Below are 13,796 nucleotides of genomic sequence, written 5' to 3' on the forward strand. Positions count from 1 at the left end.
CTCACACCGCCTCACCGCTTGGTAACGCTCCTACTGCTTATTTTGGGAGAATAGTTCTTCCCCCAAATATTTGCCTTCCGCGACCCCTGGGAGGATCGCGTACAACGCCGAGCCCGCGTGTGTGATCCATTCGTTGAGCGCATCGGCTTGCGCCAGGCGGCGTTGGACCGGCACAAAACTGCTCCTCGGATCGCGCTGGTACGAAGCGAATAACAACCCCGAGCTCTGGGTCTCGTGGTAGTTATAGCCGCGGCGCCACAGTACCTCATCAGCCGTTTCCGGTTTCGCCCTGGCGACATGGGCATGAGCGGCAATAGCAGGCAGCCCCAGACCGTCGACCGCTTGCAGATCCACCGGATCCGTTGGCTTCGTCCCGGACAGCGGGGAGCCGTCGCTTTGCCGTCGACCCAAGGCGAAGTCGCGTCCGGCCCGATCCACCTCGTCCCACTTGTCCAGATTCATTTCGATGCGGCGAAGCACCAAGGTGGTGCCGCCAGCGATCCAACTCGGCTCCTGGGCATCGCCAAACACCGCTAATTCGCGCGCCTCCCCGGTGGGATTGTTGATCCCGTCGAGTTGCCCGAACAGGTTTCGGAATCCCGGACCCTGGCGTACGGGGTGAGCCGCGTGCAGGAAACCGCTTTGGGCAAAGGCGGGTTCGGTAATTCCACGTAGATTCTTACGCAGCGCACGTACCGCATGGTGCAGCACGGTCGGATCTTGAGCACAGCATTGAATGATCAAATCGCTCTGGCCATAGCGCGCGTCGAGTTTCTCTCCCGCGAATGCCGGAAGCTTTCCCAAGAACGCGGATTTATACCCGAGAACGTCCAAGATGCCTTGGCCGACTCCCACCGTCACGGTCAAATCGGATGCCGCATGCGACATTTCCGGTTCGGTATCCGCAAGCACTCCCCTACCGGACATCAGCCTCTGGGCATCCGTGGACAGCATTTTGAGGATCGAACGAATCCTTTCGATCCCTTCGGAGCGAGCCAGCTCTTCAAAATGCACGTTGAATCCGAGGAATTCCGCATGAGCCTGCGGTTCGGTGAGGATACCCGCTTGATATTTGCCGTGGAAAGGTTGGAATCGCGGGTTGTGCGCAGCCGCGGTTGCCTTTGGCGCGGCACCACCGTTCTCGGCGGCGGTAGCGCGCCCAGCTCCGAAGCCCGCAAAGACGCCGCCAATGGCCGCGGCGGCCGAACCACCGAGTACTACGCGCCTAGTCGGTTGGACATTAGCCGCTGCCATCTAGTGGCCCTCGTGATCAGCATGCTCTTCGGGCGACCCGTGGTAGCTTTCGTTGGCGCCGCTGAAGTTGCGTATCGGGAACTGCACTTCAGCGCTGGAACCGTCGCTAAAGTTCAGTTGCAGCGTCGAGGTTTGCGAAGCCACCAGCTCGGTCTTCAGATCCATGTACATGAAGTGCGTGCCGCCGGGAGTCAAAACAACTTCTTCGGCTGGCTTGATGAGCAATGCACCTTCGTGCTGCGCCATCCGCGCTTCGGCTCCTTGGCCCTGCGTGTCATGGATTTCGATCACCGTGCCGTGAGTTTTATCGGTGACAGATTCAAGTTCCAGCGTTGATTCGCCTTCATTGCGCAATTCGCCGAACGCGGCGCTCATTCCATGCTCGGCGGCTTTAGCCCAGGTCTCGTTCGTGCGCAGATCTTCTGCCTGGGTACCCTGCATCTGGTCGGTGGAGCTTTGTGGTGCTACGGCCGAAGGTTCCTGGGCGCAGCCGGTCAACAGTAACGTGGTGGCCGCGGCAAGAGCGGCGGTGAGCTTGAAATACTTCATTGGTGTGTCAGCTTTCGCTAGCTCGCAAGGCTGATCCAGCAGGGCCGGCGAATCGGGCGCGCAAATGCGCGCGATAGGTCACCGGTATTAACCTGGCTCACGTCGCCTTGCGAAGATCTCATAAGGGAGGATGCTGTTGCGCGTGGGGCGCTACGGCCTACTTATTCTGGCGCGTGAATTTCACCAGTACCGCAATGGCAGCACCGAGGATAACCACGCCAATCACGACCCAAATAATCGGGTTCACCTGTGAGCCAAGTTCCTGGATCGGCTCAGGCTGCTGGTCTGCTGGTTCCGATTCAACCGGCGCGTTGTTCGCTGAGGCGCTAGCGGACTCGCGGGCTTCCTCTGCCACGTCCACGGTGAAGGAGATGCTGTCCTCGATTGGATGACCGTCAGAGGAGGCAACACGGTAGGTCAATGTGTAAGTTCCCGAGCTAAGATTCGCTTCTGGTACCACTGTGACGTTGGTGCCCTTGGTCGTGGCTTCGCTGGCGATCTTTGTCCCGTCCTCGGAGCTCAAGGCCACCACGCTGGTTTCCGCTCCAGCAAGCTGCTGCAGAACTCCGGAGAATTCCAGGACGATCTGTTCCGGTGATTCGGTCACTGTCGAACCGCTGGCTGGATCCGAGGAGATCAATTGGTCGTGGGCCGAAGCGGCGCTAACGCTGCTGAACACCGCGAAGAATGCCACGAGAATGGCGGCCGAAATTCGCGCGAGATGCGTACGGGATGACTGCTGGCTAGTGAGGGTTTTCAAGATTTTTCCTTCCAATGATCGGTGCACCACGGTGCACGATCGAAGCGTATTGATTCGTTTAGGCGAAGAGGGGCAATACGTTGGAAGGTGGCCCGCGCCGGGCCGGAAGTCGGAGCAGGACAGAGATTTGGTTCAGTACCGGTTCGATGAATGTCGCTGGTACCTGCGGGAATTCTGGAACGAGCTTTCGGGCGCGGGCCAGAATATGGCGCACCGTGCTCAACGTCAGCAGGCCGCCAATGATCGCCAAGAGCTGTTCGCCGGTATGCAATACGACAATGCTGGTCACCGCGGCCAAGATGTGGGCGTAAAGCATCGAATCGGATTGCACCGCACCGTACTGGGAAGCAATATTTCCTGCAAGCTCAACACCGTGATGGTGCCCGGCATGTTGTTGAGCCATCGGCAATGCGGCCGGCGCATGGTGCGTCATGACGGACAGTGCTAGGTGATAGAGCCCTTGGCTGAGCAGCACCACGATGCTGGTAGCTAGCAAACTGAATTTCTTGCCAAGCATGGCGATAGCAATGACCGCCGAGACGCAGGTAATCAAAACCATCACCACGAGCGAAGCTCGCGTTGGCGCACTGTGCGCGTGCGCAGCAAATGCCGTCCAGGTGCACAGGCTCGCAGCTAGCCAACCGCGCATTACGCGAGCTGCGCCGAAGTCCTTGAGCACGAAGAGCTACCGTTCAGTTGGAGTGTTTGACCCTGCAGATCGATTCTACGCTAGGTAGAACAATGTCCCAAAGGGGTTGGCGTCATTCACCGTTAAAGAATGCGAGGGCCCGATTCCTTGAAGAGAATCGGGCCCTCGGCAAAAGTCTGGGGGACTTACTTCTTGGAGACAGCAGCCTTCAGCTTCGAACCAGCGGTCAGCTTGACCGAGTGGCCAGCTGGGATCTGGATAGCTTCACCGGTCTGTGGGTTACGTCCGGTGCGAGCTGCACGATCGGTGCGCTCCACTGCCAACCAACCTGGGATCGAAACCTTCTCACCCTGGGAGATCTGGTCAACGAAAACTTCGAACAGCGCATCCAGCACACCGTTGACGGCTACCTGGGAGTTTTCGGTCTTAGCTGCAACAGCGGCAACAAGTTCGCTACGGTTCATAGCCAATGTGTGGTCCTCCTGGACTAGTGGTCCATGACCCGGCGGGCCACGGTGCCGCACGTTCGTGCGGACTTATCAGTGAGAACATATCAAATCTTTGACCCCGAAACCGACGAAAACGTGCGAATTCTGGGGATTTTTTCAACTATTTACGGTTCAAAACGCCAGACGGTCTATTTTTTAGGTTGAGGGGAAGCAAATACCGAGAATCTGGTAGTTAACGACATCGACCCGCCACCGCGAAATAAATTCGGGTAACGGGTCAATGAAATGCACAAAGTGCGCCGTGGCATTACTTCTTGGAGACAGCAGCCTTCAGCTTCGAACCAGCGGTCAGCTTGACCGAGTGGCCAGCTGGGATCTGGATAGCTTCACCGGTCTGTGGGTTACGTCCGGTGCGAGCTGCACGATCGGTGCGCTCCACTGCCAACCAACCTGGGATCGAAACCTTCTCACCCTGGGAGATCTGGTCAACGAAAACTTCGAACAGCGCATCCAGCACACCGTTGACGGCTACCTGGGAGTTTTCGGTCTTAGCTGCAACAGCGGCAACAAGTTCGCTACGGTTCATAGCCAATGTGTGGTCCTCCTGGACTAGTGATCCGCCGCCCCAATCCGGGGGCCGGATGCCGCACGCTCGCACGGGCTTACTTGAGAGAACTTACCAGCAATTACCGACAGAAGGCGCACGGATCCGCGGTTTTTACCGATATTCGGTCAAGTTACATGGTGTGAAAGTTCACTGAAGCTCAGATTTTGAATGGATCCATCCCTTGATTCGCTTCAATAAAGATCTTCCAAACGGGGTCCATAAGTCGCTTCTGTCGAGTGACTTTTGCCGGTCTGGCCAGCGAAGATTCGCCTTTTGAGAGGAATCGCGGGCCAAGATAGGTCCCCCGGGGACTTGCGGATATCCCGGGGTTAAGCGCCGCCTCCACGAGGGACACCGAACCTTCATGTTTGCCCTGCGCGAAACGGGCCTGCATTTGGTCCCGGACCCGCTTGAAATAGGGTGGTTCGTTGATTCCGGGCACTTGGAGGGTCAATCCCGAAATGGAATATCCGGGGTGTACCGCGATGGCGCGCGAAGGCCACGAAAGCTGCTTCAAGCGGTGGTCCATGGCTAGAGTGAATGCTTGAACCGCGGCCTTGGATTGGGCGTAGGCCCGATAGGCGTGGTAGCCGTGATCCAGCGCCAAGTTATTTGGGTCTGTTTTCAGCAACAGTGTGGACACCGATCCGAGGCCGATGAAGCGCATCGGTCGGCTGCGGAAATTTTCGGCGAGCTCCCCTACTAGTCGGGCGTGTCCCAAAAAGTTTGTGCTCATTGTTGACTGGTATCCCAGACTGCCGGCCACTCGGGTTGCCGGCGTGCGAATCATCCCGGCATTGGCGATCAAGATATCAAGTTCCCGGTGACGCAAAATGTTCCCAAGCGCCGTTGCAGATTCTAGGGATGAGGCTTCGAAGGGAAGATACTCTAATTTCGCCTGGGGTACACGACGTTGGATCTCTTTCATGGCCACTTCGGCCTTCGCCTCATTGCGACAGGCGAGCACCACATGGGCGCCGCTTTCCGCCAGTGCGAGGCTCGTGAAGAATCCAAGGCCGGAATTAGCGCCGGTTACGACGGCGGCTTTCCCCTCGCCGAGGCCTGCCCAACGGGCTCGATTGGCGTATACGTCGTGGTGCGGCGTTCCATAGCCTAAGCGGTCCAGGGTTCCGGCACGGGCTTCAATGCTCATGGCTCAACGCTACTATGCCTTGCTCTGCAGATCGCGATGCCACTAGCCCTGCTTACCGTGCCCTATTGCCGGTCTGTGCTCGGGATGCCATCATTATCAGGTGAGCAACAAACCGGAGAAATCGGCCCAGAACGCAGCGTTGAATGCCGCCCGCTATCAAATGGCCGCCGGCTCCGATGCGCCGGTTCCGGTAGACGAGTATGCCGAGAAAACGGGTAAGCCAAGCGTCACCGGACCGGCGCGTACACCCCTGCAATATCATGCCCAAGATGAAGCCTGGGAAGTGGCAAATAGCGCCTTGGATGAGGCTTTCGCCCGAGGAGATTTCGATAACCTGCCCTTGGCTGGCAAGAATATTGACCACATCACGGCCACTACCGATCCAGATTGGTGGTTAAAATCCATGATGCAGCGAGAGCAGCTCTCCGGTCTCGGTCCGCCGGCCTTGACCTTGCGTGTTGAAGACGAGCAGCTACACCAGACCCTAGATCGCCTGCCCACTACCGCCGCGGTACGCGAGCACCTCGCCAATTTTAATCAGCGCATAATCGACGCTCGCCGCCAGTTACTCGGCGGTCCACCGGTGGTCACCAAACTGCGCGATATCGAGGCCGAGGTGCGGGCCTGGACAGCACGCCGGACCGTCCAGAATGTTGAACCGACGCAGCAAGCGCCTACGTCGAGGCGCCGCTGGTGGTCGCGTCGCAAGTAGCTGGCGGATTAAACGACGAAGGCCGCCTCACATCCTTGCGGGATTGAGGCGGCATTCGTGCTAGAAAGCTAAAGCCGTAAGACTTTGTGGCTTACCAGGAAGACTTGGTGATGCCCGGAAGCTCACCACGGTGTGCCATGTCGCGGAAGCGAACACGGGAGATACCGAACTTCTGGAAGGTACCACGTGGACGGCCGTCAATGGAGTCGCGGTTGCGGACGCGGATCGGCGAAGCATCGCGTGGAAGCTTCTGCAGACCAACGCGTGCAGCCTCGCGGGCTTCATCGGTTGCGTTCGGGTCAACCAAGGTCTTCTTCAGTTCGAGGCGCTTTTCAGCATAACGCTCGACAATGACCTTGCGCTGTTCGTTCTTTGCGATTTTGGACTTCTTGGCCATGTCTTAGCGCTCCTCTCGGAATTCAACGTGCTTACGGACAACTGGGTCGTACTTCTTCAGAACCATGCGGTCTGGATCGTTACGACGGTTCTTGCGGGTCACGTAAGTGAATCCGGTACCGGCGGTCGACTTCAGCTTGATGATAGGACGTACGTCCTTATCCTTCTTTGCCATATTAGAGCTTCACACCCTTCGCAAGCATGTCGGCAACAACAGCGTCGATGCCACGAACGTCAATGAGCTTGATGCCCTTAACCGAAAGGGTCAAGGTCACGTTGCGGCGCAGGGACGGAACCCAGTAGCGCTTCTTCTGGATATTCGGATCGAAACGACGCTTGTTGCGACGGTGCGAGTGGGAGATGCTATGTCCGAAGCCCGGGGTAGTACCGGTTACCTGGCAAACAGCTGCCATGATCACTCCTTAGTTAGTTAGTAGTAAAATTCGGCGGTTCTCGCGCGCAGTGTCTTTACCGAAATAACGACACCACTTAGTGCGTTATGAGCCCCGCCAACCAGTGAAACACCGTTAATACTGCACACTAGGAAGGTAACCAGGCTGGGTGAGAACCAACCGAAGAGCCTTAAAGTATGTAAGTCGGTGAACTTCGCAACCGGTTGAGCAATTTCCCCGTACTCAGATGGTCGCAATATTCGGTATTACGGGCTACGCGTACCCGCTGCTCCACCGAAATGGCGGCACAACGAAACACGCGATTAACGCGCTATAAGAATATCTGGGATTGCTCAGGGAGCCAAATCGGAGGTGGAATCCGCTAAGACCCAGTGATCCGCGTCCAAAACCTTCACGACCTTGCGCGAAATCCTCGAAAGATCCTTAACGTCCTTGTCATCCAAGGTTTCAAGGAGAAGCGCACGGACGGTGGAGACATGATGCGGTGCCATCTTGACCACCGCGTCCCAACCTTCCTTGGTTAATGAGGCGATCTTCACACGCGCGTCTCCGGCAGATTGAGCACGAACTACCCATCCGCGCTTCTCCAGCTTCTTCACCACATGAGACAAGCGCGACAGTGAAGCGCTGGTGCGAGCGGCCAGATCGGTCATGGTCAGTTCACGGTCCGGCGTTTCGGAAAGCATGGCCAGCATATGGTAGTCGAAGAGAGTGATCCCTTCGAGGCCTTGAAGGTCTGAATCTAATGCGGCGGGCAGCAAGGACATCATTGTGTTCAGCCCCAGCCAGGCCTTTCGCTCTTCAGCAGAAAGCCAGACGACCTGTTCACCCATGTATTTTCACACCATTCCTCTACCGCACACGCAGTAAGTCGTTACCACATTGTGGGAATATTCTAATCGGTTGAATCCTACCCTGTCGCCTGCCGGATACTGAGGCCAGCTCCGCTCCTGCAGTACTGCAGGTAAGCGACCCCGAGCTGCCGACCCGCAGCTGAAAGGCCACGATGTTCCCGAGGGTTGGGCTCAGCGAACGTCGCAAGATATTCAGGGCCTCAATGCTTCGAGCCACGGTTCGACAGCTAATCGGAGAATATCATCGAGCGCCGAAGCGGAACCCGCGACCAGCACCTTGCCCCGGGGTTCTCAAATAACTAGTCCCAATTATCTGCTCCAACTGGCAGAGCCCGCCGGCTCCTCAACGCGGAGGAACCGGCGGACCCCGGGCAATGGTTATGCTGCCCTAGACCTGCTCTAGGCGTTTGCGCTTTCGATAGGCCATCACCTGTCCAATGACTACCACCAGCAACGCAGTGATGAACATGGCCGAACCGATGACGTTGGCTTGAGCCGGAATGCCACGTGTCGCCGCAACATAGATGAACTTCGGGAAGGTCTGGAAGGTTCCGGAGTTGAAGTTCGTGATGATGAAATCGTCAAAACTCATCGCGAAGGACAGCAACGCTGCGGCAACGATGCCGGGCACCAACAGCGGGAAGGTGACCTTCAAGAAGGCTGCCCGCGGGGTGGAGTACAGGTCGGCTGCTGCTTCTTCCAGGCGCGGATCCAGCGAAGAGACTCGAGCCCGAACTGTCACGATGACGAAGGACATGCAGAACACCGAATGCGCGATCACAATCGTGGTGTACCCCAATTCCCACCCGAGGTTCAGGAACTGGGCCAGGAGCGAAGCACCGAGAACAACCTCTGGAGTTGCCAGGGGAAGGATGATCAGCACGTCGGTCAGCTTGCGGAAGCGGAACTTGTAGCGGACCAGGCCGATAGCAATACAGGTGCCCAGCGCGGTGGACACGATCGTGGCAACCACGCCGACCTGCAAGGAATTGACCAAGGATTCGCAAACAGCCGGCGCACCGCAGGGGTTCTGCCAGTTGTCCAAGGTAAAGCCGCGCCATTCAAGGTTTGTACGTCCTGCATCGTTGAATGAGAAGACGAAGATATACGCGATCGGTACCAGCAGGTAGATGAAAGCCAGTCCAGCAATGGCGGGAATGATCCAGCGCCCTATTTTTTGTTTCATCATGGTCTCCTACATCAATTCCTTGGTTCCGAATCGTCGGATATAGATCGTGACCAGTACCAAGATCGAGAGCATCAACACGAAGCTCAGCGCCGCGGCTCCCGGGTAGTCGATGACCTTGAAGAATCGTGAATCGATGACTTGTCCGATCATCGTGGTGTTGCGGTTGTTGCCCAGCAGCGCAGCGTTCACGTAGTCGCCGGCCGCCGGGATGAAGGTCAAGAGCGTGCCGGCAAAAACACCTGGCGCAGACAACGGCAGCGTCACCCTAAAGAACGAGGTCATTGGCCCGGCATACAGATCTCCGGAGGCCTCTAGCAGTCTCGTATCTAATCGGCCAAGGTTCGCATAGATGGGAAGCACCATGAACGGCAGGAAGTTATAGGTCAAACCGGCCACCACAGCAAATGGGGTGGCGGTCAGGTGCCCATCCGCGGGCAGGATCGCAAGGAATTTCATCGTTTGTGCCACGAATCCTTCATCAGCCAGGATTTGCTTCCACGCCTGGGTGCGCAGAATGAAGCTGGAGAAAAAAGGTGCGATCAGCAGGACCAGCAAGATTCCTTGAAGCAGCCCATGCTGGCGCAAGCGCACGGCGACGAGGTACGCCATCGGATAGCCGATCAGCAGTGCCAGCACCGTAGCGATGAGCGCAAAACCGAAGGAGCGCAATAAGTCGGGCCAGTACGATCCGAGCACCGTCGCATAATTGCGGAATTCAAGTGCCGGGACGAATTCACCGATGCTGGCCCCTTCTGGTCTCGCGTACAGCGACATCGAAAGCAACACCATGACCGGAACTGCGAAGAACAACAAAAGCAGCAGCAGGCCGGGCACCACCAGATATACACCGGTTCGCCCCTTGCGTCGTTCGGCCTTGATCTCGTCGCGGCTGCGCAGATCCGCAATCTTTCCTTTCTTGGTCATCACCGTATTGCTCATGTCTTATCAACTCCGGCATCGACAAGTTCATCGCCGGCTAGTCCGAAGGAGTGTGCGCTATCCCAGCTGAGATATACGGTCTCCCCCACTTCGGCCGATTGTTGTCCACGGTTTTGCGCAAAAGTTCCGATTCGGCCAATGCCAGCGACTTCGATCAGGTATTCGGTTGTGGTTCCGGTGAACGAAACATCGATAACCTCACCGCTGAGCTCGTTGTACCCCGTCGCCTCGGCGGGCGCTTCACGGTTCAAGTGCAGCTTCTCCGGGCGCACTCCAACAACGATCTCGCCTTCGTGTTGCACTGCCCGGTCCACGGCGACGACTATTTTGTGCCCGGAGGCCGCAACTTCCAGCAGTCCGTCGCGTTCCCCGGTAACCGTTCCGCGCATGAGGTTTGATTTACCCAGGAAGTTTGCCACAAAGGCTGTTTTAGGAAGTTCGTATAGGTCGCGCGGCGCGCCCATCTGTTCGATTCGGCCCTCGTTCATCACCGCGACGACATCCGCCATGGTCATGGCTTCTTCCTGGTCGTGCGTCACGTGGATGAAGGTCAGGCCGACTTCGGTTTGAATGGATTTCAGTTCCATCTGCATCTGCCGGCGCAGCTTCATATCGAGGGCGCCGAGCGGCTCGTCAAGCAATAACACCTGGGGTCGGTTCACCAGTGCCCGCGCCAGGGCGACGCGCTGTTGCTGTCCGCCAGAGAGCTGTTCGGGGCGGCGGTTTGCCAGGTGCGCCAATTCCACCATTTCGAGCCCGGCCCTGGCTTTTTCCATGGCCTGTTTATCTTTTTTGCGTTTTAGCCCGAAAGCCACGTTTTCCAGCACCGTCATGTGCGGGAAGAGCGCATAGGACTGGAAGACCGTGTTGACTTCGCGTTGATGACTTGGCAGCGCGGTAACGTCCTTGCCGCCAATCGAAATTTGGCCTTCGCTTGGCGCTTCCAATCCGGCGATCATGCGCAAAGTGGTTGATTTGCCGCAGCCCGAAGGCCCGAGCAGAGCGAAAAATGTCCCGGAGGGAACCATGAGGTCCAGGTCTTTGACCGCAATAAATTCCGCGAAGCGTTTGGTGACGCCTTTAAGATTCAGGTCCGCGCCGTCGCTGCGCGGCAGTTCCACCTGCTTGATCGATGGCTCTGCGGTGTTGGTATTCATCACGTTCTATACCCCAATTACTTCTTGGAACTGGTTTTGGAAGTCGTTTTCTTCTTCGACCGACAGTTCTCGTTCCGTGCTTGCTTTGTTCAGGAATTCTTCGGTTGGGAATATCAGCGGATCGTTGACCAGATCCGGGTCGATTTTTTCCATTTCTTCCTGTGCCCCAACCACCGGGCACAGATAGTTGACGTAGGCTGCGACCTCTGCCGCGACATCTGGCTGGTAGTAGAAGTCCATCAGCTTTTCGGCATTTTTCTTATGAGTCGCTCCGATGGGAACCATGAAATTATCTGACCAGATCAATCCACCGCGCTCGGGCATGATGAACTCCCACTTGTTGCCCTCTTCATAGTTCAGCTGCGTGATATCGCCGGAATAAGCGATCCCGGCCAATGCATCGCCTGAGATGAGGTCCTGCTTATAGGAGTTGCCCTTAACTTGGCGGATCTGTCCGTTTTGGATGTTTTTCTCCACAATTTCGATCGCGCCGGAAAATTCGTCTTGACCCCATTGGCCCGTGATATCGATACCTTGGTCAAGGAGCAGAATCGGGATGGTATCGCGCATCTCGTCGAGTAGCGTCACCCGCCCCTTGAGCTCAGGAGCCCAGAGGTCTTCCACATTGCGTAGCCCCTTGGGGAACGCTTCCTTGTTCCATACCAGACCGGTGTAACCGGACTGCCAGGTCAGTGACTTGGTGCGTCCAGGGTCGAACCGGACATCGTTCAGGCTGGGAAGCAAATTCTTCAGGTTCGGAATATTTGCATGCTCAAGCTCCTGTACGTATCCCAGCCGAATCACGCGTTCGGTCATCCAGTCGGTGAGAACCATCAGGTCTTGGCCGATATCTTGTCCGGATGCCAGCTGCGACTGCACCTTTCCGTAGTAGGAATCATTGGAGTCGATGTCTTCTACGTACCGCACCTCCAAACCACTGGATTTCTTGAACTGTTCCAACGTTGGATAGTGCTTGGCCTTGTCGTCATAGTCCAAGTACAGGGTCCAGTTTGCCCATCGCACGAGTTCTTCGGTATCCGAAATATCTATTCCCGGGGTTAATGCTTGCGCCGGACCGCTGCTGGCCCCTTTGGTTCCGCAGGCGCCGAGCAGTCCAGCGAGCGCAAGGCCTGCCGCCCCGGCAAGCACTCCGCGTCGGCTGGCTTGTGCCTGCCCGATGGCTTGGGAAAGTCGGCCTCGTTGTTCGTTAATGGCTCGTTGGCGTGACATATATTTATCCCTAGGCTCCAATCGCGCTTTGGAATTCACTGCCGAGGGTGTTTTCCTCCTCAGCACTCAACGAACGAAAGACGTGTGCGTGGCTCAGGTCTTCGTCTGTCGGGAAGATCAGCGGGTTGTCCACCAAACTAGGATCGATCTTTTCCATTTCTTCCTTGGCGCCGACAACCGGGCAAATGAAGTTCACATAGGCTGCAACTTCCGCGGCAACCTTCGGGTCATAGTAGAAGTTCATGAGCTCTTCGGCATTGCTCTTTCGCGGTGAAGCGATGGGAACCATCAAGTTATCGCTCCACAGGGCTCCGCCTGCTTCCGGGATGATGAATTCCCATTGGTCATCGTTTTCGAAGTTCATCTGCACGATGTCCCCGGACCAGACAACGCCTGCCACCGCGTCGCCGGAGATGAAGTCCTCCTTGTAGGAGTTGCCCTTAACCTGTCGAATCTGGCCGTTGCCGATGTTTTTGCGCAGGTCATCTAGTGCCGCACCGAATTCCGCTTCGCCCCACGAACCGGTAATGTCGACGCCGTTTTCCAACATCAGCAGGCCCATGGTGTCGCGCATTTCATCGAGCACCGTGATGCGACCTTTGAGCGCAGGATCCCAAAGATCCGAGACGTTCTTCAGCCCCTTCGGGAACTTCTTCTTGTTCCAAGCGATTCCGGCGTAGCCGGTCTGCCAGGTCAGCGAATTCTTTCGCCCTGGGTCGAAGTCGACATTTTGGAGGTTCGGAAGCAAATTGGCCATATTTGGGATGTTCGCGTGATCCAGCTCTTGGGTGTATCCCTGGCGGATGATGCGTCCAGCCATCCAGTCGGTGAGCGTAATCAGGTCCTGTCCAATGTCCTGACCGGCATTGAGCTGGCCTTGCACCTTCCCGTAATAGGTGTCGTTGCCGTCGATGTCCTCGACATAATTGACGCTGATTCCGGTCTGCTTCGTGAACTGGTCAAGGGTGGGGTAGGTCTTCTCCTTGTCGTCATAATCCAGATACAAGGTCCAGTTGGCCCATTTGACCGTGGGGTCGGTTTCCGAAATGTCTTTGACGGCGGCCGCTGGCCCGTTGGAGCCACCGCCGGATCCGCCGGTGCCGCAGGCTGCCAGCAAACCGGTTAGCCCCAAGGCGCCGGCTGCCCCCAGCACGCCGCGTCGAGACATCGATCGCTGGCTCATCGCTTGCACGAGAGCTCGGATCTTTGGATCTTCAGGAAGTTGTCCTCGCGAGTGAGACATGGATCTGTCCTAACTTGAATTGTCCAAATTATCGGGTGACTGTGATGTGCCACACAACATATCAATGACGTTCATAATGTCAGTTCCTTGCTGGCGAAACAAGGGGTGGACGCAAGAATCCTTGTTAATTTCGTGTTTCCAATGCTGGAAACAAACAAAATTTCCCCCTTTCGCAACTGGATCAGTAGCTGTAGGGTCGGTGCTATACCCAAACGCTTGATGCTTTTGGGTGGCGAATACGC

At 56.8% G+C, this 13,796-nt stretch carries 17 protein-coding genes; 1 reads left to right on the forward strand and 16 read right to left on the reverse strand.

Translation table 11 applies throughout. The features are described 5' to 3' along the window. Window positions 1–30 precede the first annotated feature (30 nt). The 7 genes from CQ015_RS10750 to CQ015_RS10780 all read right to left on the reverse strand — a co-directional run bounded on the left by CQ015_RS10750 (window position 31) and on the right by CQ015_RS10780 (window position 5,421). Window positions 31–1,254, reverse strand: coding sequence for a Dyp-type peroxidase (locus CQ015_RS10750; RefSeq protein WP_105650089.1), 1,224 nt, complete (start codon window positions 1,252–1,254; stop codon window positions 31–33). Next, window positions 1,255–1,803, reverse strand: coding sequence for a copper chaperone PCu(A)C (locus tag CQ015_RS10755; RefSeq protein ID WP_105650090.1), 549 nt, complete (start codon window positions 1,801–1,803; stop codon window positions 1,255–1,257). It abuts the gene before it with no gap. 157 nt (window positions 1,804–1,960) lie between these two features. After that, a complete protein-coding gene (locus CQ015_RS10760) occupies window positions 1,961–2,563 on the reverse strand; it encodes a copper resistance protein CopC (protein ID WP_181150398.1) in 603 nt (200 codons plus the stop codon). Between the two features lie 58 nt (window positions 2,564–2,621). Continuing rightward, a complete protein-coding gene (locus CQ015_RS10765) occupies window positions 2,622–3,122 on the reverse strand; it encodes a hypothetical protein (protein WP_146114048.1) in 501 nt (166 codons plus the stop codon). Between the two features lie 275 nt (window positions 3,123–3,397). Further along, on the reverse strand, window positions 3,398–3,682 hold the full coding sequence (locus tag CQ015_RS10770) for an HU family DNA-binding protein (RefSeq protein ID WP_096255549.1): 285 nt from the start codon (window positions 3,680–3,682) through the stop codon (window positions 3,398–3,400). A gap of 286 nt (window positions 3,683–3,968) precedes the next feature. Beyond that, window positions 3,969–4,253, reverse strand: a complete 285-nt coding sequence (locus CQ015_RS10775) for an HU family DNA-binding protein (protein WP_096255549.1) — start codon at window positions 4,251–4,253, stop codon at window positions 3,969–3,971. 172 nt (window positions 4,254–4,425) lie between these two features. Then, window positions 4,426–5,421: an SDR family NAD(P)-dependent oxidoreductase gene (locus tag CQ015_RS10780; protein WP_105650093.1), complete on the reverse strand. Its 996-nt coding sequence runs from the start codon at window positions 5,419–5,421 to the stop codon at window positions 4,426–4,428. A gap of 100 nt (window positions 5,422–5,521) precedes the next feature. On the opposite strand from CQ015_RS10780, the gene CQ015_RS10785 reads away from it, so the two are divergent. Beyond that, window positions 5,522–6,133, forward strand: a complete 612-nt coding sequence (locus CQ015_RS10785) for a DUF1992 domain-containing protein (RefSeq protein WP_105650094.1) — start codon at window positions 5,522–5,524, stop codon at window positions 6,131–6,133. 91 nt (window positions 6,134–6,224) lie between these two features. Here the strand turns inward: CQ015_RS10785 and rpsN are convergent, their stop codons facing one another. The 9 genes from rpsN to CQ015_RS10830 form a co-directional block, all read right to left on the reverse strand. Next, window positions 6,225–6,530, reverse strand: a complete 306-nt coding sequence (rpsN, locus tag CQ015_RS10790) for a 30S ribosomal protein S14 (protein WP_060702423.1) — start codon at window positions 6,528–6,530, stop codon at window positions 6,225–6,227. A 3-nt stretch (window positions 6,531–6,533) separates the two neighbouring features. Further along, window positions 6,534–6,704 (reverse strand): 50S ribosomal protein L33, encoded by a 171-nt coding sequence (rpmG, locus tag CQ015_RS10795; protein ID WP_022874359.1) that lies wholly within the window; start codon window positions 6,702–6,704, stop codon window positions 6,534–6,536. A gap of 1 nt (window position 6,705) precedes the next feature. Further along, window positions 6,706–6,942 (reverse strand): 50S ribosomal protein L28, encoded by a 237-nt coding sequence (rpmB, locus tag CQ015_RS10800; RefSeq protein ID WP_096283268.1) that lies wholly within the window; start codon window positions 6,940–6,942, stop codon window positions 6,706–6,708. A gap of 332 nt (window positions 6,943–7,274) precedes the next feature. Further along, entirely contained in the window at window positions 7,275–7,775 is a 501-nt protein-coding gene (locus CQ015_RS10805) for a MarR family winged helix-turn-helix transcriptional regulator (protein ID WP_105650095.1), read from the reverse strand. Window positions 7,776–8,184: 409 nt separating this feature from the next. Continuing rightward, the gene (locus CQ015_RS10810; protein ID WP_105553366.1) at window positions 8,185–8,982 is read right to left on the reverse strand and encodes an ABC transporter permease; all 798 of its coding nucleotides are present in this window, start codon (window positions 8,980–8,982) and stop codon (window positions 8,185–8,187) included. Window positions 8,983–8,991: 9 nt separating this feature from the next. Continuing rightward, complete coding sequence (locus tag CQ015_RS10815; RefSeq protein ID WP_105553300.1) at window positions 8,992–9,924, reverse strand: ABC transporter permease; 933 nt, start codon at window positions 9,922–9,924, stop codon at window positions 8,992–8,994. Beyond that, the gene (locus tag CQ015_RS10820; RefSeq protein WP_105553301.1) at window positions 9,921–11,081 is read right to left on the reverse strand and encodes an ABC transporter ATP-binding protein; all 1,161 of its coding nucleotides are present in this window, start codon (window positions 11,079–11,081) and stop codon (window positions 9,921–9,923) included. The genes CQ015_RS10815 and CQ015_RS10820 overlap by 4 nt, the downstream gene beginning before the upstream one ends. A gap of 6 nt (window positions 11,082–11,087) precedes the next feature. After that, the gene (locus CQ015_RS10825; RefSeq protein WP_105553302.1) at window positions 11,088–12,311 is read right to left on the reverse strand and encodes a PotD/PotF family extracellular solute-binding protein; all 1,224 of its coding nucleotides are present in this window, start codon (window positions 12,309–12,311) and stop codon (window positions 11,088–11,090) included. 10 nt (window positions 12,312–12,321) lie between these two features. Next, the gene (locus CQ015_RS10830; protein WP_105650096.1) at window positions 12,322–13,554 is read right to left on the reverse strand and encodes a PotD/PotF family extracellular solute-binding protein; all 1,233 of its coding nucleotides are present in this window, start codon (window positions 13,552–13,554) and stop codon (window positions 12,322–12,324) included. Between the last annotated feature and the right edge of the window lie 242 nt (window positions 13,555–13,796).

This window comes from Arthrobacter sp. MYb221 (assembly GCF_002979835.1).
Classification (GTDB): domain Bacteria; phylum Actinomycetota; class Actinomycetes; order Actinomycetales; family Micrococcaceae; genus Glutamicibacter.

Excerpts from the sequence above, each read along its gene's own strand:
- CQ015_RS10750 (WP_105650089.1), bottom strand. The coding sequence starts at position 1,254 with ATGGCAGCGGCTAATGTCCAACCGACTAGGCGCGTAGTACTCGGTGGT.
- CQ015_RS10755 (WP_105650090.1), bottom strand. The coding sequence starts at position 1,803 with ATGAAGTATTTCAAGCTCACCGCCGCTCTTGCCGCGGCCACCACGTTA.
- CQ015_RS10765 (WP_146114048.1), bottom strand. The coding sequence starts at position 3,122 with ATGGTTTTGATTACCTGCGTCTCGGCGGTCATTGCTATCGCCATGCTT.
- CQ015_RS10780 (WP_105650093.1), bottom strand. The coding sequence starts at position 5,421 with ATGAGCATTGAAGCCCGTGCCGGAACCCTGGACCGCTTAGGCTATGGA.
- rpsN (WP_060702423.1), bottom strand. The coding sequence starts at position 6,530 with ATGGCCAAGAAGTCCAAAATCGCAAAGAACGAACAGCGCAAGGTCATT.
- rpmG (WP_022874359.1), bottom strand. The coding sequence starts at position 6,704 with ATGGCAAAGAAGGATAAGGACGTACGTCCTATCATCAAGCTGAAGTCG.
- rpmB (WP_096283268.1), bottom strand. The coding sequence starts at position 6,942 with ATGGCAGCTGTTTGCCAGGTAACCGGTACTACCCCGGGCTTCGGACAT.
- CQ015_RS10805 (WP_105650095.1), bottom strand. The coding sequence starts at position 7,775 with ATGGGTGAACAGGTCGTCTGGCTTTCTGCTGAAGAGCGAAAGGCCTGG.
- CQ015_RS10810 (WP_105553366.1), bottom strand. The coding sequence starts at position 8,982 with ATGAAACAAAAAATAGGGCGCTGGATCATTCCCGCCATTGCTGGACTG.
- CQ015_RS10815 (WP_105553300.1), bottom strand. The coding sequence starts at position 9,924 with ATGAGCAATACGGTGATGACCAAGAAAGGAAAGATTGCGGATCTGCGC.
- CQ015_RS10820 (WP_105553301.1), bottom strand. The coding sequence starts at position 11,081 with ATGAATACCAACACCGCAGAGCCATCGATCAAGCAGGTGGAACTGCCG.
- CQ015_RS10825 (WP_105553302.1), bottom strand. The coding sequence starts at position 12,311 with ATGTCACGCCAACGAGCCATTAACGAACAACGAGGCCGACTTTCCCAA.
- CQ015_RS10830 (WP_105650096.1), bottom strand. The coding sequence starts at position 13,554 with ATGTCTCACTCGCGAGGACAACTTCCTGAAGATCCAAAGATCCGAGCT.